The organism is Sporosarcina gallistercoris, from assembly GCF_050459885.1.
Taxonomy (GTDB): Bacteria; Bacillota; Bacilli; order Bacillales_A; family Planococcaceae; genus Sporosarcina; species Sporosarcina gallistercoris_A.
Genome location: NZ_JBCMNO010000014.1, coordinates 38,682 through 61,669, shown reverse-complemented (window position 1 = coordinate 61,669; position 22,988 = coordinate 38,682). Strand labels below are relative to the sequence as shown.

The 22,988-nt window shown below is 47.6% G+C and carries 15 protein-coding genes and 1 other annotated feature; of the genes, 2 read left to right on the top strand and 13 right to left on the bottom strand.

Going from position 1 to position 22,988, the window contains the following annotated elements; genetic code table 11:
• Positions 1–115: 115 nt before the first annotated feature.
• The 10 genes from argH to ilvD form a co-directional block, all read right to left on the bottom strand.
• Positions 116–1,516, bottom strand: a complete 1,401-nt coding sequence (gene argH / locus ABE021_RS09415; RefSeq protein ID WP_430288263.1) for an argininosuccinate lyase — start codon at positions 1,514–1,516, stop codon at positions 116–118.
• A gap of 271 nt (positions 1,517–1,787) precedes the next feature.
• Positions 1,788–2,960 (bottom strand): pyridoxal-phosphate-dependent aminotransferase family protein, encoded by a 1,173-nt coding sequence (locus ABE021_RS09410; protein ID WP_430288262.1) that lies wholly within the window; start codon positions 2,958–2,960, stop codon positions 1,788–1,790.
• Positions 2,961–3,047: 87 nt separating this feature from the next.
• Positions 3,048–3,638 (bottom strand): 3-isopropylmalate dehydratase small subunit, encoded by a 591-nt coding sequence (leuD, locus tag ABE021_RS09405; RefSeq protein ID WP_430288261.1) that lies wholly within the window; start codon positions 3,636–3,638, stop codon positions 3,048–3,050.
• 15 nt (positions 3,639–3,653) lie between these two features.
• Complete coding sequence (gene leuC / locus ABE021_RS09400; protein WP_430288260.1) at positions 3,654–5,063, bottom strand: 3-isopropylmalate dehydratase large subunit; 1,410 nt, start codon at positions 5,061–5,063, stop codon at positions 3,654–3,656.
• A gap of 52 nt (positions 5,064–5,115) precedes the next feature.
• Positions 5,116–6,216: a 3-isopropylmalate dehydrogenase gene (leuB, locus tag ABE021_RS09395; protein ID WP_430288258.1), complete on the bottom strand. Its 1,101-nt coding sequence runs from the start codon at positions 6,214–6,216 to the stop codon at positions 5,116–5,118.
• 21 nt (positions 6,217–6,237) lie between these two features.
• Positions 6,238–7,794 carry a 2-isopropylmalate synthase gene (locus ABE021_RS09390; protein WP_430288256.1) on the bottom strand — a complete coding sequence of 519 codons (1,557 nt, stop codon included), beginning with the start codon at positions 7,792–7,794 and terminating at the stop codon, positions 6,238–6,240.
• The gene (gene ilvC, locus ABE021_RS09385) at positions 7,781–8,812 is read right to left on the bottom strand and encodes a ketol-acid reductoisomerase (protein ID WP_430288254.1); all 1,032 of its coding nucleotides are present in this window, start codon (positions 8,810–8,812) and stop codon (positions 7,781–7,783) included. Before ilvC ends, ABE021_RS09390 begins: the two co-directional genes overlap by 14 nt.
• Positions 8,813–9,038: 226 nt before the next feature.
• Positions 9,039–9,554 carry an acetolactate synthase small subunit gene (gene ilvN, locus ABE021_RS09380; protein ID WP_430288252.1) on the bottom strand — a complete coding sequence of 172 codons (516 nt, stop codon included), beginning with the start codon at positions 9,552–9,554 and terminating at the stop codon, positions 9,039–9,041.
• The gene (gene ilvB, locus ABE021_RS09375) at positions 9,551–11,299 is read right to left on the bottom strand and encodes an acetolactate synthase large subunit (RefSeq protein WP_430288250.1); all 1,749 of its coding nucleotides are present in this window, start codon (positions 11,297–11,299) and stop codon (positions 9,551–9,553) included. Before ilvB ends, ilvN begins: the two co-directional genes overlap by 4 nt.
• Positions 11,300–11,401: 102 nt before the next feature.
• Positions 11,402–11,637: a binding site (T-box leader), on the bottom strand.
• A 3-nt stretch (positions 11,638–11,640) separates the two neighbouring features.
• Positions 11,641–13,308, bottom strand: a complete 1,668-nt coding sequence (gene ilvD / locus ABE021_RS09370) for a dihydroxy-acid dehydratase (protein ID WP_430288249.1) — start codon at positions 13,306–13,308, stop codon at positions 11,641–11,643.
• A gap of 460 nt (positions 13,309–13,768) precedes the next feature.
• Here ilvD and sda point away from each other — a divergent pair, with 460 nt between their 5' ends.
• Positions 13,769–13,936 (top strand): sporulation histidine kinase inhibitor Sda, encoded by a 168-nt coding sequence (gene sda / locus ABE021_RS09365; protein ID WP_430288247.1) that lies wholly within the window; start codon positions 13,769–13,771, stop codon positions 13,934–13,936.
• 199 nt (positions 13,937–14,135) lie between these two features.
• On the opposite strand, the gene ABE021_RS09360 is transcribed toward sda, so the two are convergent.
• Positions 14,136–15,821, bottom strand: a complete 1,686-nt coding sequence (locus tag ABE021_RS09360; RefSeq protein WP_430288245.1) for a methyl-accepting chemotaxis protein — start codon at positions 15,819–15,821, stop codon at positions 14,136–14,138.
• A 217-nt stretch (positions 15,822–16,038) separates the two neighbouring features.
• On the bottom strand, positions 16,039–18,402 hold the full coding sequence (locus ABE021_RS09355; protein ID WP_430288244.1) for a bifunctional 2',3'-cyclic-nucleotide 2'-phosphodiesterase/3'-nucleotidase: 2,364 nt from the start codon (positions 18,400–18,402) through the stop codon (positions 16,039–16,041).
• Between the two features lie 248 nt (positions 18,403–18,650).
• Between ABE021_RS09355 and ABE021_RS09350 the strand changes: the two genes are divergently transcribed.
• Positions 18,651–18,842 (top strand): hypothetical protein, encoded by a 192-nt coding sequence (locus ABE021_RS09350; protein ID WP_430288242.1) that lies wholly within the window; start codon positions 18,651–18,653, stop codon positions 18,840–18,842.
• A gap of 387 nt (positions 18,843–19,229) precedes the next feature.
• Here ABE021_RS09350 and ABE021_RS09345 read toward each other — a convergent pair whose 3' ends face one another.
• Positions 19,230–22,814 carry a lamin tail domain-containing protein gene (locus ABE021_RS09345; protein WP_430288241.1) on the bottom strand — a complete coding sequence of 1,195 codons (3,585 nt, stop codon included), beginning with the start codon at positions 22,812–22,814 and terminating at the stop codon, positions 19,230–19,232.
• Positions 22,815–22,988: the final 174 nt, after the last annotated feature.

The following is a 22,988-nucleotide window of genomic DNA, read 5'->3' as shown; positions in this document are numbered from 1 at the left end:
GAGCATGAAAAAACCACGCGATTAGGTCACCGTGCGTGGTTTTTTGCTAATCTGTGTGTAGTTCAACATCTTGAACTAGCTGTTTGTTAAGAGTTCTTTGTTTCCATTCAACCCCTCAGTACTTCCGCTTCGCAATCATTTCACGAACGGTGTCAGGATTCGGTCCTCCCGTGATGCTTCTTCTTTCGATGAATACTCCAGGATCTATAATTGCCTGCCAGTCTCCTTCAGACAAAGACACCTCCTTTAACCATTCGTTTACAAGCTCTAACGGGATATCAACTAGCTCTTTCTGAAGTGCATCCGCGTTTTTGGCAACGAAAGCAGCTTTTCTGTGAGCTTGACGGAACGGGATATCAAAGTCTCTTGCTAACACATCTGCAAGTTCGGTAATTGTAATCATATTCGCACTCGCTTGCTGATACGCCCGTTCCTTTTTGAACTCCATCGTGATCATGACAGCATTCAGCATCTTCAACACTCGATCCGCTTTCTCGAATCCCATGTACAAATGAGGCTGCAGATCATCTTCCGTATCATTGATATCTCCGTAAGGGGTGTTGTGGATCATGTGAAGGACAGCAAGCCCTTCTGCAATAGCACTCGATGCAAGGGAGCGCGAGTGTTCAAGTGAAACAGGATTTCGTTTTTGCGGCATGATGCTGCTGATTTGAACGTATGCATCGGAAACACGCAATAACCCCACTTCTTTAGAGGCCATTCTCAAGAGCTCTTGCACCCACCGGCCGATGTTCGTCATCAGACTGATTAGACTTTGTGCTGCCTCCAGCAAGTAGTCACTTGCACCGATCGCATCATATGAGTTTTCGATCAACCCTTCAAAATCGAGCAGACTCACCATGCGCTCACGACTAATCGGGAAACCTGTTGTCGTAATAGCAGCTGCGCCCATCGGAGACTGATTGACGGTACGTCTTGCCCGTTCCAGACGTTCGATGTCGCGGTACAGCCCGTCATAGATCGCTACGAAATAATGGCCCAATGTAGTCGGCTGCGCGGGCTGTGTATGCGTATGGGCGGGCATGATGGTTTCAACATGATCTTCCGCTTGACTCAATAGTGTGGCTGCTAATTTTTTTGCCAAGCCGATTGTAGCTTGCAAGTGTTCTCGTAATACGATCCGATACATCGCTTCTCCCATGTCATTCCGACTTTTCCCGATGTGCATATTGCCTGCTGACTCGTCACCGATCTTTTCACTGAGTTTGGATTCCAAGAGGAAAAACAGGTCTTCATAAGCCGCATCATAAGTGAAAGCTGCTGAATCCATGTTCGATATTTCTTCGATTGCCTGCAAGATTTGTTCAGCTTCCGCATCTTGAATGATGCTTTGTTCCGCAAGCATGATCGTATGGGCACGATGCACCGCTAGCATCGCGCAGAACAAATGATGTTTCTGCAGTTCAAACAGCGGTTTCAGCAGGGCATCTGAGTACGTTTGTCCAGGAAACAACTTCCCGTCGATTTGTTCAAATCTCTCCTTTTCTTCCTTCATCTCCCCACTCCATTCATGTCATTCCGAAGACTTTCCATATACAAATTCAGACTGTGTTCTCTAGTATATGATTAGTTGGCCCGTTGGAAATGGAAGATGCCTAGTCTACTAAAAGGTGGCTCTCTTTTTTCGATAGTCACGAATCTTTTTACACCGGATGAACCGGAACACAAAAAACGCATCGGGTCCACTTGCAGGATCCGATACGTCTCGTACTTACTTTTCCACATTGCCTTTATCGATTCAAACGTTCCTATCAAATCGGATGGTCTCACTTCACAGATATCGCCCCCAACGTTGCTTGCAATACCGACACTGCATCTTCAACTACGACGTCATGGCCGCTATTTTGCAACGCCTCCCCGATTTTACGGATTGCAGTTTCCAGCATCTCCGGGGTCGTATTCCCCATATGTCCAATTCTGAATGCTTTTCCAGCTAGATGAGCAAGAGCACCGGATAGGATCACACCTTGTTTAGCAAGCTCTGCACGGAACGTGGCGTCATCGACTCCTTCCGGATAGTAGAGACAGCTTAAAGTCGGCGCAGCGTCTTTCTCTTCGGCGAGCGGAATCATGCCGTAAACACGCAAAGCAGAACGAACGGCACGTCCATAAGCTTGATGGCGTACAAACCGGTGTTTCAACCCTTCTTCTTCGACAATCCGTAAGCCTTCTTCGAGTGCATAGATCATATTGACAGGTGGTGTTGCGAAATATTTGGATGGGTCATGCATGACAGGAATCCAGTTATGGATATCACAATAGTAAGCGGATACCGATTCCATTTCACTTCTCGCCTTTAATGCCGCTTGGCTGAAGGCAACGATACCAATACCTGGAGGGACACCGATCGCTTTTTGAGAACCTGTCAGGACAATATCGATTGCAGTGTCCGGTCCTGCATAATTGTGCTGCATATCTTCCGGCATGGCCGTTGTCGCACAGACGCCGTCTACAATCGCTAAGGCGCCATGCTGTTTAATGAGAGGGATCAGTTCCCCCAAGCTCGCTTGAACTCCAGTAGACGTATCTGCATGCGTCACCGTAACCGCTTTGTATTTGTTTTTCTCCAAATGTTCTTTGACATGTTTCACTTCGACTTGCTTGCCCCACTCCGCCTGCAGCAGATCGATCTGGATTCCGAATGCCTGCCCCAGTTTAATGAAGCGATCCCCGAAATACCCGTGACTGATGATCAAGAGGCGTTCACCAGGTGCAATCGTGTTGACGAGCGCCATTTCCATCGCAAGTGTCCCAGATCCTGCGACGATGAACACTTCCCCATCGGTATTCAGAATTCGTTTTGTGCGCTCGATCGCAGTCTTGAATCGTTTCACAAACCGCGGGTCTGTGTGCGCACGGGTTTCCTCCCCTAATGCATCATAAATGGAGTCGATGACAGGCGTAGGCCCGGGTATGAGTAACAACTCTTCATTCTTCAATCAAATTCCCCCAATAATCAGATTGTTGTGCATCCAAAATTTCGACACGGTTCATCGGAAATCCTTCATTACAAAAAAGCCCGTTTTTCAACGGGCCGTACGTTCTTCATATGCAGCGATCTGGTCTTCGTATTGGAACGTAAGGGAGATTTCATCCCAACCGTTCAGCAACATCTGACGTGAATATGGATCGATTTCGAACGCAAGGGTGACGCCTGTATCTTCACGTGTTACGGTCTGTAATTCCAAATTCACAGTGAGGCTGATCGGAGACTTCTGTCCTTCTGCAAGCAAGGAATCGATATCGTGTTGGGCCAGCCGAATCGGTAAAATACCATTCTTGAAACAATTACTATAGAAGATATCCGCAAACCCTGGTGCAATCACCACTCGGAATCCGTAATCCAGAATGGCCCACGGAGCGTGTTCACGGGAAGAGCCGCACCCGAAATTTTCATCCGCCACTAAAATCTGTGAACCTTCAAATCTGGAATCGTTAAGAACAAAATCAGTATCCGCTTTACCTTCACTATCGAACCGCCAATGATAGAACAGATACTTGCCGAATCCTGTCCGTTCAATCCTCTTTAAGAACTCTTTTGAAATGATCTGGTCCGTATCGACATTTTTCCGGTCCAGCGGGGTCATGACGCTTGTGACACTATTGATCGGTTCCATGGAATGCTCCTCCCTTCAGTCCTGCAGCACAGGTACTTTCCGAATATCCGTAAACCGCCCTGCAATCGCAGCGGCGGCCGCCATCGCCGGACTGACCAGATGTGTCCTCGCTCCAGCGCCTTGCCGTCCTTCAAAGTTCCGGTTCGATGTAGATGCACACCGCTCTCCGGCAGGAACGACGTCATCATTCATCGCAAGGCACATACTGCAGCCGGATTCCCGCCATTCGAATCCAGCTGCTCTGAACACTTCATCCAGCCCCTCTTCTTCTGCAAGCCGTTTAACGGAACGTGATCCCGGAACGACAATTGCAGTGACGTCCGGGTGCACTTGTTGACCTTCCACAATTGCTGCCGCTGCACGCAAGTCGCTTAGACGCGCATTTGTACAAGATCCGATGAATACATGTTGGATCGAGATATCCGATAGCGGCATGCCTTCTTCAAGCCCCATATAGGCAATCGCTTTTCTCAATGCTTCTTTGTCAGATGAGGAGGAGTAGTCGTCAGCATATGGGACATGACCGCTTATTCCCGTTCCCATCGCTGGGTTCGTTCCCCAAGTTACGTATGGTTCTATGTCAGATGCATCGATTGTAAGCGTCGTGTCATACACAGCACCTTCGTCTGTCGCAAGTGCCAGCCAGTCTTCAGCTGCCACTTCAAATGCTGTCTCTTCAGGAACATGACGACGGCCTCTTAAATACTCAACTGTCGTTTCATCGGGGCTGATCATCCCTGCTTTTGCTCCTGCTTCGATCGACATATTACAAATCGTCATGCGCTCTTCCATTGACAGGTTTCGGATAGCTTCTCCCGTGAATTCAATGATATGTCCAGTCCCCACGTCAATCCCGAAATTCGCAATGACAGCGAGAATGACGTCCTTCGCAGTAACCCCTGTTCCTAAATGCCCGGAAATCTTCACTTCCATCGTTTTAGGACGGTTTTGCCAAAGGGTTTGTGTGGATAGAACGTGTTCCACTTCACTTGTACCGATACCGAATGCGATCGCACCGAATGCACCGTGTGTAGAAGTATGACTGTCGCCGCAAACAATGGTCCTGCCTGGCTGTGTGAGCCCTAACTCAGGCCCGATGATATGGACGATTCCTTGATCGGGATGTGTCATGTGGGCTAGTTCGATACCGAATTCCTCACAGTTCTTCTCAAGTGTCGTCATCTGTTTTTGAGCAGTCGGATCACTGACCACTTCAATATTCCGAGTCGGTACGTTGTGATCCATCGTCGCGTAACATCGTTCCGGACGCCGCACTTGCCGTCCCGCAAGCCGTAATCCTTCAAACGCCTGCGGAGATGTCACTTCATGGAGGAGATGGAGGTCGATGTAAAGTAAATCAGGTTTCCCTACTTCTTCCATCACGACATGACGATCCCAAACCTTTTCAATAATTGTTTTTGCCATAACCAATTCCCCTTTCCATGAGCGGCAGCATGCGAAAGCCGCGATTGACTAGTTACACATATGAAAACATGATACTGTTCGAAACTGACTGTACATCCACTTCCTCTGCAACCCGTGCTGCCCATTGCTCTGTTGTCATCGGACGTACGCCAGGACCTGCTAGATCCGCAGTGCAATGACCTTCTTCGTAAACCGTCTGGATGGCTAGCTCGATTGCAGCCGCTTCTTCTTCCATTCCAAATGATTGACGCAGCATCATCGCTGCCGACAACATGGCTGCAGCCGGATTTGCGAGCCCTTTTCCTGCAACATCCGGCGCAGATCCATGGACCGGTTCGTATAACCCGAATCCATCCGCCCGAACACTTGCAGAAGGCAAGAGTCCGAGGGATCCTGTAATGACGGATGCTTCGTCACTTAAGATATCTCCAAACATATTCTCCGTTACGATGACGTCAAAAGCAGCTGGATTCGTAATGAGCTTCATCGCAGCGGAATCGACCAACTGGTGCTCGACTTCGATATCGGGATAGCCGGTACGGACTTCTTCAACCACTTCCCGCCATAGGCGACTCGACTGCAGGACGTTCGCTTTATCGACAGATGTCACTTTTTTGCGTCGCATTCGTGCAATGTCAAATGCAGATCGTACAATCCGCTCGATTTCCTTACGTGTGTAAACAAGTGTATCGACCGCAGCGTCCTGTGTTTTCCAGCTAGGTTCTCCGAAATACAGACCGCCTGTCAGTTCACGGACGATGATAAGATCCACATCTTTCACTAGGTCCTCTTTCAGAGGGGAACGATGGAGAATGGCAGGTACTGCCTTTACAGGACGAATGTTTGCAAACAATCCAAAGTGCTTACGGATGGCAAGCAATCCTTTTTCGGGGCGTGTCTCTGCAGGGTTGTGGTCCCACTTCGGACCTCCGACTGCGCCGAGCAGCACCGCATCACTCTTTTCGCAAAGGGCTATCGTTTCATCCGGCAATGGTGTGCCGAAGGCGTCCACTGCCGCTCCACCGATCGTCCCATGGACAAAGTCGAACGAATGATGAAATCTTCTAGCAATGACTTCAAGCACCTTCACTGCAGAACCGATTACTTCTGGACCAATCCCGTCACCGGGCAATACTGCGATACGTTTTTCCATCGTCGTCTCCTCCTTGTAAGGTTAGTTTACTGTTTCAACTGCGTGTTCCCGTTGCACTTCCAATGACTCACGAACCAATTGCCGATTGATCGCATTCAAATATGCTTTTGCAGATGCTTCCAACACGTCTTGTGCAATTCCTCTGCCTGTCAGCTGCGTCCCATTGAAATTCAAATTCACAACCGCCTGACCAAGAGCATCCCGTCCTTTACCAATAGAAGAAACTTGGTAATCGAGAATGTGCACATCACCTTTCACAAGCAGCTCCAAAGTATTGAAGATCGCTTCCACCGACCCGGCACCCGTCGTGGCAACGCTGATCGTTTTTCCTTCAGGAGTCACACTCGTCACAGTTGCTGTCGGTACATTATTCGTTCCATACTGCACTTGAATACTTTCCAGATCATATATAGGGGTTTCTGTCTGTTCAAGCTGCTGCCTAGTGAAGAGTACGAATAGATCATCTTCCGTAATTTCTTTCTTCTTATCGGCTAACTTTTTGAATTCTGCAAACGCTTCGTTCAGCTGCTCTTCAGTCAATGTGAATCCCATTGTAACAGCCCGATCTTTAAACGCTGCACGGCCCGAGTGTTTCCCGAGAGCTAGCGGCTCTTTTTTCGCACCAATCAGCGCAGGAGTAATAATTTCGTAGGTTTCCGGATTCTTCAACATACCATCTTGATGAATCCCCGATTCATGTGCAAAAGCATTTTTACCTACAACCGCCTTATTCGGCTGGATCATGACACCTGTCAACCGGCTGACTAATTCGCTCGTTCGTTTGATTTCATTGAGATGGATGCCTGTCTCCAGCTTGTAGAAGTCTTTCCGGATGTGCAGTGCGACTGCGATCTCTTCAAGTGCCGCATTGCCTGCCCGTTCGCCGATCCCATTGATGGTGCCTTCCACTTGGTCGGCACCGTTCTCGATTGCAGCGATGGAATTCGCAACGGCCATCCCTAAATCGTTATGGCAATGGGCAGATAGTTTTACTCGATCAATCCCACGGACATTTTCTTTCAAGAAGCGGAAAAGTGCACCGTACTCTTGCGGTGAAGCGTATCCGACCGTATCCGGAATGTTGACCGTCGTCGCTCCGGCTGCGATGACTTCGTTCAAAATCCGGACGAGAAACGCTGGATCTGATCGGAACGCATCTTCAGCTGACCATTGTACGAGCGGGAATTTTGAGCGGGCATATTTGACAGCTTCCACTGCGATAGCCACAACTTCTTCAGGTGTTTTTTTCAATTTATATTCCATGTGAATGGGTGATGTTGCGAGGAACACGTGTAAGTGAGGCTGTTCTGCGCCTTTTAACGCATCCCACGAAGTGTCGATATCACTCTTTACAGCACGGGCGAGGCCCGTCACTGTAGAGTTTCTTACGGTTGCTGCGATGCGGTTCACTGCTTCGAAATCGCCGGGGGATGAAGCGGGAAAGCCCGCTTCAATCACCGTTGCGCCAAGTCGCTCCAGCTGGCGTGCGATTTCAAGCTTTTCCGCTGTATTCAAATTGATGCCTGCTGACTGTTCGCCATCCCTCAGTGTCGTATCGAAAAAGTCAATTCGTCGCACCCGCTGTCACCTCTTCCTCTTTTTTCAATCCTTTTGCAACAAACGGCATCATCGCACGCAGTTTTTCACCGACTTCTTCAAGCTGGTGTCCTGCTTCTTCTTTTTCGATCCGGTTGAAGTTAGGACGGCCGTCTTCGTTTTCCTGGATCCATTCTTTTGCAAACTTGCCGGATTGGATATCATCCAAAATCGACTTCATGCGAGCTTTCGTATCGGCATCGATGACGCGCGGTCCTGAAACGAAATCGCCCCATTCTGCTGTATCCGATACCGAGTAGCGCATGCCTGCCATACCACCTTCATACATCAAGTCCACAATCAGCTTCGTTTCGTGGAGTGTTTCGAAATACGCGAGTTCCGGCTGATATCCAGCTTCTACGAGAGTTTCGAATCCTGCTTTGATGAGAGACGTCAATCCACCGCACAGTACCGCTTGTTCCCCGAACAGATCCGTCACGGTCTCTTCCTCGAAAGACGTTTCAAGGACACCGCCCCGAGCCGAGCCGATCGCTTTCGCATATGCAAGTGCCGTTTCACGCGCAGTACCTGAAGGATCTTGGTAGACTCCGAACAATGCTGGAACACCCGCTCCTGCTTCAAAGGTACGACGAACGAGATGTCCAGGACCTTTTGGTGCGACGAGGAACACATCGACGTCTGCAGGTGGTTTGATCTGGCCGAAGTGGATGTTGAATCCGTGTGCGAATACGAGTGACTTGCCTGCTTTCAGCGCAGGTGCGATTTCCTCTTCATACACTTGCTTCTGGCGCTCATCCGGAAGCAATACCATGATGACGTCTGCTTGTTGCGCAGCTTCCGCAACCGTAGTGACCTCGAGTCCATCCTCTTTCGCCTTATCGAATGACTTCCCTGGACGAATTCCTACAACCACGTCGAAACCGGAGTCTTTCAAGTTTTGTGCATGTGCGTGACCTTGCGATCCGTACCCGATCACCGCGATTTTCTTGCCGTCCAATACTTTCTCATTGATGTCCTGGTTATAATACATGTTTGTCATAATGAATTCCTCCTAGGGTTTGTGGGTTTTATTTTTTATTTTTCAAATCATTTCTCAAGAAGTTGACCCGTCGTTAACATAATTCGTTGATTGAAGCGTAAGACGGCGACTCCGGAGGGATCAGCGAAGATCGAAGACCCTGGACTGAGCAAAGCGAGGGAAGCGGCTGAGATCAAGCCCCTCGGAAAGCGTCCGTCTGAAGCGCAAATCAACACTGTCTAACAATTCATTTCAAAATAGATAACAATGGAGACGGAGCTTTTTGGACTTCCCGGACAAACGCTGCTGTGCCTGTTCGGGTGAGCTCCTTGATGCCATATGGCTTAAGCAGAGCAATGAATGCATCGATCTTTTCCGGGTCACCCGTCACTTGATACGTCACGATGGTTTTTCCGGAATCGACGACAGTCGCCCGGAACGGTTCGACCAGACTGTTCATCTCCCCTCTTGCATGAGGTGGGGACGTCACCTTCACTAACGCCAGCTCCCTCAGCACAATCGACTTGTCGGTAATATCATTCACCTTGATGACATCGATCTGCTTTTGCAGCTGTTTCACGAGCTGCTCGATTTTGCGTTCGTCCTCGACGTGAACGATGAACGTCATCTTCGACATGCCCGTCTGTTCCGTGTGACCGACTGTAATACTTTCGATGTTGAATTGGCGTTTCATCAGTAACCCCGTTACTCGATTCAGCACGCCGCTTTGGTTGATGACCGTTACGGTGATGACTCGTTTCATGGCGCACTCACTCCAATCATTTCTTGAATCCCTTTCCCCGGTGCAACCATCGGATAGACGTTTTCCATACGTTTCACCCGGCAGTCGATCAGAACGGGTTCATCCGATAATAAGGCTTCTGTAAATACCGCTTCCGCTTCTGAAGCATTGCTGATGCGGTACCCTTTCAAATCATAGGCTTCTGCAAGTTTTACGAAGTCCGGTTGAATGGGGATCAGCGACTGTGAATACCGTTCTTCGAAAAACGTCTGCTGCCACTGCCTTACCATCCCTAATGCTTCATTGTTCAAGATCACTACTTTCACGGGAATCCGTAATTCTTGAAGCAGCGATAATTCCTGGGCTGTCATCTGGAAACCGCCATCACCGACGATCGCAATAACACGTGCATCCGGTTTAGCGAGCTGAGCACCGATGGCCGCCGGGAATCCGAAGCCCATTGTTCCGAGCCCACCGGAAGTGACCCAGCGATCCGCGTGGTTCAGTGCGTAGTACTGGGCGGTCCACATTTGGTGCTGTCCGACGTCCGTCGTCACAATCGCATTTCCTTCCGTAATTCTATGGATCAGTTCGAGCGCCTGTTGAGGCAGGAGATGCTCCGAATCTTCTTTGTACCAGAGAGGGAAGTTTTTCGTCAGACTCTCGAGCTTCGTTAACCAGACTTCCGTATCCGGCTTGGAAGCTGGATGTTTCAATAACGCCAGCAGCGCCTCTTTTGCATCTGCCACGATCGGAATTGCAGTCGGAACGTTTTTTCCGATTTCTGCAGGATCGATATCGATATGGACGACCGTAGCGTTTTGTGCGAAGCGTTGGAGATTTCCTGTCAACCGATCGTCGAACCTTGCACCGATGTTGATCAGCACATCACATTCACTGATTGCCATGTTCGAAGTGTACGTACCATGCATGCCCGCCATGCCCAGGAAGAGTTCGTGATCCCCAGGAATGCTGCCTAATCCGAGGAGCGTGTTAGCAATGGGGATCCGATTCACTTCAGCGAATTCTTTCAGTTCTTTAGTCGCTTTTGCATGTAAGACGCCAGCTCCCGCTAAAATCACCGGCTGCTTCGCTTCTTTGAGCAGCGCAATAGTTTTTTGAATTTGCAGGTAATTCGGATGAATCGTCGGCTGATAACCTGGTAAATGGAGATCACTTGGCGCGTCCGGGACGTTTTCAGCCGATGCTGTAGCCATATCTTTAGGAATATCGACAACTACAGGACCCGGCCTGCCAGTAGAAGCAATATGGAATGCTTCTTTGATGATACGAGGCAAGTCTTCCACACGAGTCACTTGATAGTTATGCTTCGTAATCGGCTGTGTAATGCCGATAATATCCGCTTCCTGGAAAGCATCTGTTCCAATGACGCTAGTTGCGACCTGACCGGTAAACACAACGAGTGGGATGGAATCCATCATGGCGTCTGTAATCCCTGTGACCAGGTTGGTTGCACCGGGTCCTGAAGTGGCAATGACAACGCCAGGATTCCCGGATACTCGTGCATAGCCTTCAGCAGCATGGATTGCTCCTTGTTCGTGGCGAGCTAGAATGTGTTGAATCGGATTTTGATACAGCGCATCATAAATCGGGAGCACTGCACCGCCTGGATATCCGAAAATGATTTCAACTTGCTGTTCTTTCAAAGACCTGATCAGTACATCCGATCCGTTCGCTGGCCGCACCGGAGCGGCATCTTGCACACTAGCTTCAGGTGCCGTTTTCAACTGTAATTCCGTACTCATCTGCATCTCTCCTTGTCATCGTCGATCTAGTACTTTCGTTAAAGAAAATCCGATTTTCATCAACATAAAAAGCCTTTTCTCCCCGCGCACAAAAATAGTTGCGCAAGGGATGAAAAAGCTTTCATGGTACCACCCTTGTTCGCGGTAACGTTCACCGCCTCATGGACGTGAATGAATCACGTCCTTTTCCATAACGGGCACATCTGCCCGAAACAGCCTACTTTGTTCAGCTGTTCACTCCGAGGGGATATCGCGTTGGCTGCACTACCGGTTCTCAGCACCACCGGCTCTCTGGGAATGCAAGATTCCAACCACTTTTACCTCATCATCGAGTTCGTCTATTAAATTTTCATAACGCCGCCTGTGCTGGCGGATGTCACTAATTTAGAATAACGGGCAAGATACCCTTTTTTAATCTTCGGTTCAAATGGTTTCAATCGACTTTTCCGACTAACCAGCTCTGCTTCATCAACTGCTAATTCGATGGTTCGATTCGTCAAGTCGATTTCGATGATATCTCCATTTTCCACAAGCGCGATCGGCCCGCCTTCAGCTGCTTCCGGGGAAATATGCCCGATGGAAATACCTCGGGATGCTCCAGAGAAACGTCCATCGGTGATGAGCGCGACTTTGGTTCCAAGTCCCCGACCTGCAATCGCTGCAGTCGGTGCGAGCATTTCCGGCATTCCAGGTCCTCCCTTTGGACCTTCATAACGAATGACCACAACATGGCCCGCTTGCACAGTACCGTCGTCAATACCTTCTTGAGCCGCTTCCTGGGATTCGAAGACGATTGCTTCCCCTTTGAACTCTTTGATGGAAGGATCGACGGCACCTACTTTGATAACGCCGCCATCGGGAGCTATATTTCCGAAAAGGACGGAAAGCCCTCCGACGGGACTATAGGCATTCTCTTTTCTGCGGATCACTTGCTCGTTTTTGATAGGACGGTCTTTCACATTTTCATAGAGTGACTTCCCGGTGATGGTCATCCGATCGGGATGGACCGCTCCTTCAATTTCACACAGTTCTTTTATAATGGCGCTGACGCCACCTGCCAGATGGACATCGTGCATTGTATAATCGGACGCAGGACTGATTTTGGATAAGTATGGAATCCGCTTGGCGACTTCGTTGATATCTCGGACGTCGTACTCGATTTCCGCTTCGTGTGCAATAGCGAGAGTGTGGAGTACGGTATTCGTTGACCCTCCCATCGCCATATCGAGAGCAAATGCGTCATCAATCGTCTCTTTTGTAATGATGTCTCTTGGTTTAATATCTTCTTTCACCATTCGCACGAGATGGTGGGCAGCCTCTTTGATAAGCCGGTGCCGTTCATCGGAAGTCGCAATGATCGTGCCATTATCCGGGACGGTTACGCCAAGCATTTCCATGAGCGAGTTCATCGAATTGGCGGTGAACATTCCTGAACAACTTCCGCAAGTAGGACATGCGCTCTGTTCGATATCGAGGAGCTCTTCAGCAGTCATGGTTCCTTGCTTGTAAGAGCCGACTCCTTCAAATACGGATACTAAGGATAACGGTTTCCCATCGGAAGAAGTCCCTCCTTCCATCGGTCCGCCTGAGACGAAAACGGAAGGGACATTCGTACGAACTGCTGCCATCAGCATTCCCGGTGTGATTTTGTCACAGTTCGGGATGTAGAATACACCGTCAAACCAGTGCGCGTTAATGACCGTTTCCGCGGAATCGGCAATGAGTTCACGACTTGGCAATGAATACCGCATGCCGATATGCCCCATCGCGATTCCGTCATCGACGCCAATTGTATTGAACTCGAACGGAATGCCTCCAGCTTCACGTATCGCTTCTTTCACGACTTCCGCAAATTTGTTCAAGTGCATATGACCGGGAATGATATCAATGTATGAGTTACATACCCCAATGAACGGTTTCTCCATATCTTTCGAACGGACGCCTGTCGCATATAGCAGGCTTCGATGGGGTGCACGGTCGACACCTTTCTTTATCATGTCACTTCTCAATGAATCTCACTCCTCACAATGGCACCAACGGGTGGACGATATTTTCAGCAGCCAGGTAATTGAAACCACCTTTCGCTGAAGTAGATTGTTGCTATCATATAGCGAAAGAAATAAAGAGTCAACAGTGTTTTTCAAATTATTTTTCAATTTAGAATATATAGTGAAAATGTATACGCTTACAATGCCTCAACTACGCGATATATTGCACATCGCACTTTTTAAATAAAATTTTTCACTCAAATGCGTGCAAGAATTTCAAAAACATTTCGACAAAATTTGCACTTTCCACAGCTGTGCATAACCTTTTCCACTTTTTACCCTTGTCTGAACAGTCTTGAAGGTTCCTGTGAACAGCTTGTCCACACTTTATCCACTAAACCATGTGGATAATCGAACGGTTGTTCTTTTTTTATTTATCTGATAAGTTAGAAGCAAGCCGCTTTCCTCGGAATTGGGGAAAATGAATAAAACAATGCTGGAAGAAGGTGTCGTGCTTGTGAACAGGCTCCCCGATGATCTGCTCATCCTATCTTATGTAAAAGCCATGGAACTAGAACTGAGTTCTGATTTTATTAACCTGCTCAAGTGTGAAGTGGATAAACGCAGTTTACTTTGTTTCCTTCATTAACGTGTCGCAATAGCCAAACCATTCAAGGAAAGCGGCGTACTCGTACTTCCTATACCTATCGTAGAATCAGCTGCCTCCGTGTTTCGGCAGCTGATTCTTTAACGTCCAGGATCAGGTGTATCCGATATAGAGGAACTTTACAGGCATTGAAAAGGCCCTCTTGCCCACATTTGTGGACAAAAGGACCTCAAGTTCTCTGTTATACAGTAAACTGCTGAATCATTTCTTGTAAGTCTACCGCCTTATTGCTCAAGTCTTGAGCCACTGCATTGATTTCCTCGATTGTTGCCATTTGTTCTTCCATAGCGGACGCGTTCTGTTCTGTTTGGGCAGAGGCGCTGGTTGCTTGACCGGCAATTTCATTCACAGATGCTGAAACTTCTTCGGCACTTGCAGAAATCTGCTCTGTTGCTGCAGAAATCTCCGCAATTTGACTGGACATGATCTCAACAGCTTTCACTATCTCCAGGAACGTAAGGCCGGCGTTTTCAATAACGTGTACACCTTGCTCCACATTTACCATGCTCTCCGTGACGGATTGTTCAACGTTCTTTGTATCGGTTTGGATGGCCATCGTCAACTCGACAATCTGACCCGCCGACTTCTTCGATTCCTCCGCCAATTTGCGCACTTCATCCGCAACGACAGCGAATCCTTTCCCATGCTCTCCAGCACGTGCTGCTTCAATGGCGGCATTGAGTGCTAACAAATTGGTTTGTTCAGTAATACCTGTTATCACTTTGGTAATGCTTTCAATTTCTTCAGACTGTCGACTCAATCGTTTGATAAGCTCGGACGTCTGGTTGGATGACTGATAAATGATATCCATTTGTTCCTTCGCTGTTTCGATTGTTTGACCGCTCTCAGTAGCGATATTCTTTGTTTTTTCAGCGCTGTCGTTCAGTTCGGCAGCTGACCCCGCAATCCGTTGGACACCTACAGCTGTTTCATCCATTGCAATCGAACTTTCGCTCGCAGCAGATGCGGATAGTTTTGCACCTAGAGCAACTGAGTCGATCGATTTAGCCATCTCTTCAGAGGATTGGGATACTTCATACGTACTTGCAGACAACTCTTCTGCAGATGCTGTCAGATGCAGCGCGTTATCGTTCACTCCGCGAATTAGAGTGCGAAGACTTTGTTTCATTTCATTGAAGGAATTCGCAAGATCGTTCAGTTCATCTTTGGATTTCAATTGAATGTCCTCATCTGATAAGTTACCAGATGCGACTACAGATACCGCTTTAGATAGCCGAACGACGGGTTTTGAAATACTGCGTGTGATGGTTGTTGAAATGATGCCAGCTAAAACCAGTGCAATGAAGCTCGCACCAAGTAAACCCAACTTTGCATTTTTGGCAGTTTTGAGTGCAGCACTATTGCCTATGGTCAATTGTTCATTTTGGTAAGTTGTCATCTCTTCCAATTTCTCTCGAATACCTTCATTGATTGGACGCATTTCTGAATCCATCAACTGGACTGCCGCTTCTACGTCATTCGCTTTTCTCAATTTAATGACGTCTTGGGAAATAGTATAGAACTTTGTATTCAACTCTTCTGTCTCATTCACTAGGTTCTTCATTTTTTCGGAACGGGCCAATTGCTTAATGCCTGCAAGATATTGATTGATTTTTTCGTAGTGCTCATCAAATTTTTCTAAATCATCTTGACGACCCAGTAACAAGTAGGAACGGATGTATACCCCTTCCAAGCCGCTTTCAGTTTGTATATTCTTTGCAAGAACCGTTTGGGACACGCGGTGTTCCAACAAAAAATTGTACTCTTTTTCAATCTTCGCAAGCTGACTGAAGCTATATAGTGCGGAGAGTAAAATGACTACTAAAAGGACAGCGAATCCTCCGTATAATTTCTTTCCAATCGACATAGGTCATCTCCCATTTCTTTATGTATAGAATCTCTACTTATAGTGTCGGCATAGATAATTGATTGTTAATATATACAGTAATTTTCTGAATAAATATTTTCCGTATAAATATTATTCAGAAATAATTTTATGAATACTATTTGCATACTATAATTACTTAATGATAGTGGGGCATAAAAAAAGAGACGCAGCGAGCGCGTCTCTTTTGACTGTCTTGTTATTTCAATTCATACTTCGCATACCCATCTTTTGTTGGTCCGACATACTGAATGCGGCTATCATTACCAAGATGCTGTTTCCCTTTTTCTGATGTTTCAAATATCATGTTTGCTCCACTGATGGATTGAATGGACCAGTTTCCGTCTGCAGAAGGGTCGATCGGATCTACCGCTTTCATGTAGTCAACAATCGCTTCACGGTTTTCGTATTGGTACGAAAGCGTATCTGTCGCGTTACGAACCCCCGGGAAGTCCCCACTTGCACGATAGTTGTTCGTCACTACAACGAACTTCTGTTTCGGATCAATCGGCTGACCGTCAAACATGAGATTTTTCACGCGGTTTGCGCCTTCGTTTACAACTTTACCTGCACCGTCATATTTGTTTGGCTGCGTCACATCATATTCATATGTGACTCCGTCAATCACGTCAAACAAGTAAGATCGGTAGTTTTCGTTCAACACATTCTGTTCTCCGGTCTTTTTAGGATCGATCTGGTTGAACTGACCGCCAGACATCTCAAGCCATTCCTTCACATCGGCTCCTGTCATGACGAGTCCCGTAATGGTGTTGTCGAATACATATAGATCTGCCATGTTTTTTATGGCAATGTCTCCAGAAGGAATATCTGTATAATAATCGGAACCGTATCTTCCGCCTGCTTTAAACGGTGCTCCTACTGACAGGATAGGCAGATCTGCATACTCTGTACCAGGCAGCTGAGTTGCTACATAACGTTTTTGTGCTTCTGTCACGATTTGAATCGAAGGATCATCTTTGACAAGTGCAAAGTAGCTTGTGATCGGTGCGGTGGTTTTAGAAACCGGTGTACGGATATAGTTCAGAGTTCCTTCATGGGCTTCCTTCACTGCATCCATGACACTTTGGTTGATAGCTTCCGAATCTTTATGGACTGCACGGAGTGAGCCTTTTCCAGAAATGACTTTCCACTTACCATTTTCCATTTTCAATTCATAATCGAGCAATCCTAGGTGCGTTCCGAACTTGCCAGGCATCACGACAGGAGTTCCATTCACTGTCCCTTGTGACTGATCCGCATTTTTCACGTCAGTGAAATCACCAGGGAATACTCCATGGTTGTGTCCTGTGAGGACGCCGTCGATGCCGTCAATTTCAGAAATCTGCCAAGTTACGTCATCTTCGCCTTTTTCATGGACTGCATCACCCATACCTGAGTGAGAGAGGACGAATACGACGTCAGCTCCTGCCTTCTGGACTTCCGGCAAGAATTTCTCAACTGAATCTACTGCATCTTCTACAGTGACCTTTCCTTCAAGAAGCGCGCCATCCCAGCGCAAAATTCCAGGTGCAACAATTCCGATCACACCGACTTTCAAGGTGTGTTTCGCACCTTTGGAATCAGTTACCTCCTTATCCATGACAATGTACGGATTATAGCGGTTTTTACCTGTTTTCGCATCGTATACGTTGGCATTTAGAACAGGGACACCAGACTGATCGATCACTTGGTCCAGGTATTCCAATCCGTAATTGAACTCGTGGTTCCCAAGAGTCATTGCATCATAGCCAAGTGCTTGCATGGCAGCAAATGCAGGGTGGACTTCACCCTGTTTCAATGGATCCACACTCACTTTATATGTACCGAGTGGCGTTCCTTGGATTAAATCCCCATTGTCGAACATGAGCGTGTTTTTCGATTCCGCACGTGCCTCCTCAACCAACACACCCACTTTCGCAAGTCCGTAATCTTCTACCTTCATATCCTGATAGTAGTCATAGTTCACGAGGTTCATGTGAAGATCTGAAGTTCCCATTACACGAAGGGACACAGTCGCTTCGTCAGTCCCTGGGTATTGTTGACTTACTTTCACTAAACGGTTTACAATTGCGCGCATCTCATTTTTCATCACTGCTTTTTTCGGTTTTGCTGTATGGTCTGAATATCCTTTCATCAGGCCTAAACCGATGCTTTTCGCCATTTCAGGACGCAGCGAAGCACCGAAGTCACGTTTGTCCTTAAATCGGTCAAGGAGGGACATCGGATACTTTTTGTCTGTTTTTGCAGCGCGTGCTGCAATTACAAATGCCTGTTCACGAGTAAGTGAACCATTTGTGTCGAACTTTGTTGAAGTACGGCCATGGACCAGACCGGCTTTCACGGCAGCTTCCACATATGGAGCCAGCTGCTTGTCCACATCTTTGAATGTGAGTGAGGACCCATCATTAGTAGGTAAATTTAGTGCTGTTACGACTTGTTGTACAAATTCGCCTCTAGTTGCCTCATCTGACTTAGCAGCGCTTGCTCCTTGAGGTATGACTAAACTGCCAAGGGTCAGCAAAACGACTAGAATACTAAAGCCCATTCTTTTAAGCAATGACATTAACATCTCCCTTTCACCCATTGTTTTCTTACTACTCTAACTTACCATAGTCGTCTGATTGTTCCAATGTCTATTGTTGCTGAATTCAACTTTTGCAACGCTTTACGTTCTTTTCATGTAGGGAAAAGAAGTGAACGGACAAATGATGGTTTGAAGGCCGGTCAACATAGTCTCTTAACTCCTTCTTGACTTTTTGGTACATCCGGCCTCTATTTGACTTGAGAGGCTGCTTTTTTGTGTGTTGAATTGTGTCCGGTTATCGAGAAATTCCGCTAAGAGTCGGAGAAATCTCTCTAGATGTCGGGCAAACTTCCCGAGGTGATGGAGAATTCCCACCGAGTGTCGGTCAATCAACTAGAGCTGTCGGACAACTTGCGAAGCAGATTTTGAATGTGGTAGCCCTCCCTCAACAAGCGAAGCGCTACCAATTAATTCCTTAACTCACGTGAATTGTCTCCCGTTATCGATAAATTCCGCTAGGGGTCGGAGAAAACCCGATAGGTGTCGGGCAAATTTCCCGAGGTGATGGAGAATCCCCACCGAGTGTCGGACAATCAACTAGAGCTGTCGGACAACTTGCGAATCAGATTTTTTTATGTGGTAGCCCTCCCTCAACAAGCGAAGCGCTACCAATTAATTCCTTAACTCGCGTGAATTGTCTCCCGTTATCGAGAAATTCCGCTAGGTGTCGGAGAAAGCTCTCTAGATGTCGGGCAAATTTCCCGGGGTGATGGAGAATCCCCACCGAGTGTCGGACAACTCATCCCATCTGATCAACAACCCAAAAAGGACGACGCCCTCAGGCGCCGTCCCCCATTAAAACCTATTTAGCTCGCTTCTTCATACTCCAAACTTGAACTGTTCAGCGGAGTGGCGTTGCTGTCATACAACTCAACCGTCTCTTCGCTTGCTCCACCCTTGTATTTGATCTTCAAGATATTTTCAGCTCCATAAATTCGGACAGGGTTCGATCCTTGGATCGTCACACTGCTTTGGACGGCCTTTCTCGTATCCACCGTCAATCCTTTTTCAGATGGCTCAAGAATCAATTTATTTTTCAGGAAGCCCAATCCGGACAATTCAGCATACTGACCTCTCAATGTAAGACCCTTCCCGAAATTGGATTTAGAATCCACGGTAACTGAAATGCCTGCATCCTCAATGACGATATTCGGCTTTTTATTGTTAACAAAGACGAAGTACTTGGTAACCGGTACATTTTCCCACTCGAATCCATCCGGATCACTCTTCGTCTTCAACGCCAGCTGGACAAGAACCGGATCGTGGTCACTTGCTCTGCCCGCCATATCCGTATAATCAGCATTCACATGCAGCATGTCGATTTCAGCAGCATCTGCTAAATTGTTCGATACGAGTACATGGTCAAGCACTTGCGAATTCCCTTGATATACATACGAATAACGATCCGATTCTTCGACTTTATTCACTAGGTTCGTCATCCGTTCCCCTTCGTGGATCTTCAACGCATCTGTAAACTGGAAGTCATTAAAATCGCCAAGCGATACAATATTCGCATCCGGGTTTTTCGTCTTCACATCATCAATGAAGTTATACACAAGTTGCGCAATCTGTTTACGTTGGATTTCACTTTTATACACAGGCGGCTGGACTGAACCGAACAATGGCGTGTCCCCACCTTTGGAATTCCAATGGTTGGCAATGACAATGACGTCTTCACCTTGGAATGTGAACTCGGCCGCCAGCGGCTTTCGACTGCTCTTGAATGCTTCGTTTTGAGGTTCGATCCGACCTGGATTGACCGTCAACCTTCCATTCTCATACCCGACTGCTGTGACAGCATCTCCATGCGGCGCGCCTGTCTTCAATGAAACACGCTCGGGGTTATACAGGAAGCCAACTCGGATATTTGCATTCGGTTGTCCACCATCTTGGTTATTCACAGGATCAATATTGACATACTCATACTTCACACCGCCAGCATCTACAATCGCTTGAATCAGGCGTTCGTAACTTTGATTGGCTTCAGGACCGCCTGCGTCCGGGCCATTATTGTCTTGAACTTCAGTCACTCCAACAATATCAGGACTTTGCATATCCACCGCGAAAGCACGTGCCAGTTTCTTCGCTTTATCCGCAGAAGTCGTCTTTGTATTGTTAGAGAAGTTCTCCAGGTTGTACGACGCAATCGCTAATTTTTCGTTATCCTTCACAATCGTTGTCGTTTCAGGTACCGCTTTGCCTTTTACAAACTTCGATTTCATATCATCTAACCCCACGTAAATCTTGTAGTTCTGGTAGGAATACCCGACAACTCCGACTGTCGGTCCTTTGAACAGATCCCCTGTAGCCACTTCGAAATCGCGTACTGGGCCATTTGGTTCCATACGGAATTGCACGAGATCTGCATTCGGAGCGTCTTTCTTCAACAAGATGCCGCCGTTTTTCGTTTCTGTCTTACGCGTTTCCAATACCGTTGCAAGATCCCCGTTCTGCTGAGGAGCGACAGCTTTCACATTGCCCACTTGCACCAGCATCGCTTCACGGCTTTCCCAGAAATCGCCTGCATATTTTGCTGGATCGAATTCTTTTAACCCTTCACTGAGAATTTGTTCTTTAGGCAGATTGGATTCATCTATAACGAACGGTGCAGGAAGTGCAACATTGCGATCTATAACGGTCACGACACCGCCGCGATCTTCACGGACGTTGATTTGCGTCGTTTTCAGGTCCGTCTCTTGACGGTCGGAGAAGCCATCGATCGCGTACTCACTCACTTGTCCAGTGACAGAGACGAAATCGCCCTTCTGTAAATTCCATGCATCGCGTCCACTATACAACACAATAGCCTCAGACGTTTTCAAATCACCATCCCGCTTGTTATCGGGTGATTGGATATGATAATACGTGGATCCTTGCAATTCGTATTTGTATGTCACAATCCCTTGCACGCCGTCAACCACTTGGTTCGCAAATGGTGACTCATGACCTGCGCCTTGGATGTCGTGGATCTGCAGAGCATCCGTGATCGTATAGTCGAACGTTTGAACAGCGCTTAACCGTCCATCGTCCGTTTTCGCAACTGCTTTCAACTGAACGGTATCCGTGATTTTCAATGGAGTTGCATAGGTTGCGCCATTCTCGATCGGATCCGTTCCGTCGAGTGTATATAAAATTTCTGCATCGACGGTTCCAGACGTCAAGATTACCTCCACGCTATCAACGAACGTCCCACTCCCCGGATTCGCAGAAACAGGCTGCACGACTGAAGCATCTTCTACAATATCCTTGGATCCCCGTGGAATCACTTGGTAGACATCGTCAAATTGCTGAACGATGCCTGTGATGGAGTCATATGTCATGCCTGCCTGCAATCCAAGACTGTCGTTTTCATCCCGAACCGTGAATTCAGTTCCATCTGTGGCAATGAAGTTTGCCCAGCCGGGTCCTGCTTGTTTATCGGATAGTGTTACATTATTCACTGTGACAAGCTGGGATTCAACCTCTTCCCCGATCGCCGCCCCTGTCACCCGTTTTGCATTAGGCTCTGTTGCTGTAACTTTTTCAACGAGTGTCGCTCCGTCCAATTGCAAGAGTCCCCGATAGTCGACAAGCTTGCCTGTCACGGTCACTTCATCTCCAACGTTTGCTGCTAAACTCGTTGGACGCAGTGCGATGCCGCCAGTTTCGTCTTGTATCGAAATTGTGTTTTTCAGTTTCGCAGTGACAATTCCTTTCACCGTTGCGTTCGCTCCAGCTGGCAATGCACGTGCGTCTTTAATGGACACAACGTCTGCTGGTGTTTCAGGCTCTTCCGGGTCTGTCGAATCGGAGCCGTCCAATTTATGCATACCTAAATTCGAAAACGTATCTTTCGGATACACCGTCCACTCTTTCGTCCGGTCAAATGCGTCATCGATAATAGCGTCTCCTTTAGTTACCGCGGCATTGCGGACAAGTGTCACGTCGGTGCCCCAGCTAGCGTCTCTGACGCCCGTTTGTCCAAAGGAGTCAATCGGAGCTTCCCCTTTTTTCAATACAATGGCATCGTCCCCGTTAAAATTGGTAACACTTCCAACTTCCAAGTCCGCTTTCGCTTTCAATTCAGGACCCGCTTGGTTATGAACGATGACAAAGGTTTGTCCATCTTCAAGCGTTCCTTCGAGCTGGAGTTTGTTCGTTGGGGCCACTGCACCATTTGCATACAGTTCAATAGAATATCCACCTAAGTCAATTGCAGCGCCCGTGCCATTGTATAGCTCAATCGCCTTATTGAAGCTAGTCCCTTCAACGTACTCGGAAATCAGTAAATCCTTCGCTATTACAGCAGTCGCCTCTGCCGCGTGAACCGGTACTGCCGGTGTCGCCAATCCCGCGACCAGCGTTGTTGCCATCAGTGAATTCAACCATTTCTTTCCCGTTCGACCGTGCATTGCCTCACACTCCTCATTGGAATGATTCCGTCCGCAGACATATTTTCATCTTCAGATGGAATACTGATATCGATTTAAGCGTACCATTGCCATTGGCAACCTACTATGCGTCTTTGTGGCAGTATTCGCCATTTTCAGATGAGTAAACAGTTCTATTTTCAGAATGTTTGAATT

What these genes read in the sequence shown, in the direction of transcription:
- argH (WP_430288263.1), bottom strand. Translation starts at nt 1,516, where the DNA reads ATGAAGGAAGAAAAGGAGAGATTTGAACAAATCGACGGGAAGTTGTTT.
- leuD (WP_430288261.1), bottom strand. Translation starts at nt 3,638, where the DNA reads ATGGAACCGATCAATAGTGTCACAAGCGTCATGACCCCGCTGGACCGG.
- leuC (WP_430288260.1), bottom strand. Translation starts at nt 5,063, where the DNA reads ATGGCAAAAACAATTATTGAAAAGGTTTGGGATCGTCATGTCGTGATG.
- leuB (WP_430288258.1), bottom strand. Translation starts at nt 6,216, where the DNA reads ATGGAAAAACGTATCGCAGTATTGCCCGGTGACGGGATTGGTCCAGAA.
- ilvC (WP_430288254.1), bottom strand. Translation starts at nt 8,812, where the DNA reads ATGACAAACATGTATTATAACCAGGACATCAATGAGAAAGTATTGGAC.
- ilvN (WP_430288252.1), bottom strand. Translation starts at nt 9,554, where the DNA reads ATGAAACGAGTCATCACCGTAACGGTCATCAACCAAAGCGGCGTGCTG.
- ilvB (WP_430288250.1), bottom strand. Translation starts at nt 11,299, where the DNA reads ATGAGTACGGAATTACAGTTGAAAACGGCACCTGAAGCTAGTGTGCAA.
- sda (WP_430288247.1), top strand. Translation starts at nt 13,769, where the DNA reads ATGAATAAAACAATGCTGGAAGAAGGTGTCGTGCTTGTGAACAGGCTC.
- ABE021_RS09360 (WP_430288245.1), bottom strand. Translation starts at nt 15,821, where the DNA reads ATGTCGATTGGAAAGAAATTATACGGAGGATTCGCTGTCCTTTTAGTA.
- ABE021_RS09355 (WP_430288244.1), bottom strand. Translation starts at nt 18,402, where the DNA reads ATGTCATTGCTTAAAAGAATGGGCTTTAGTATTCTAGTCGTTTTGCTG.
- ABE021_RS09345 (WP_430288241.1), bottom strand. Translation starts at nt 22,814, where the DNA reads ATGCACGGTCGAACGGGAAAGAAATGGTTGAATTCACTGATGGCAACA.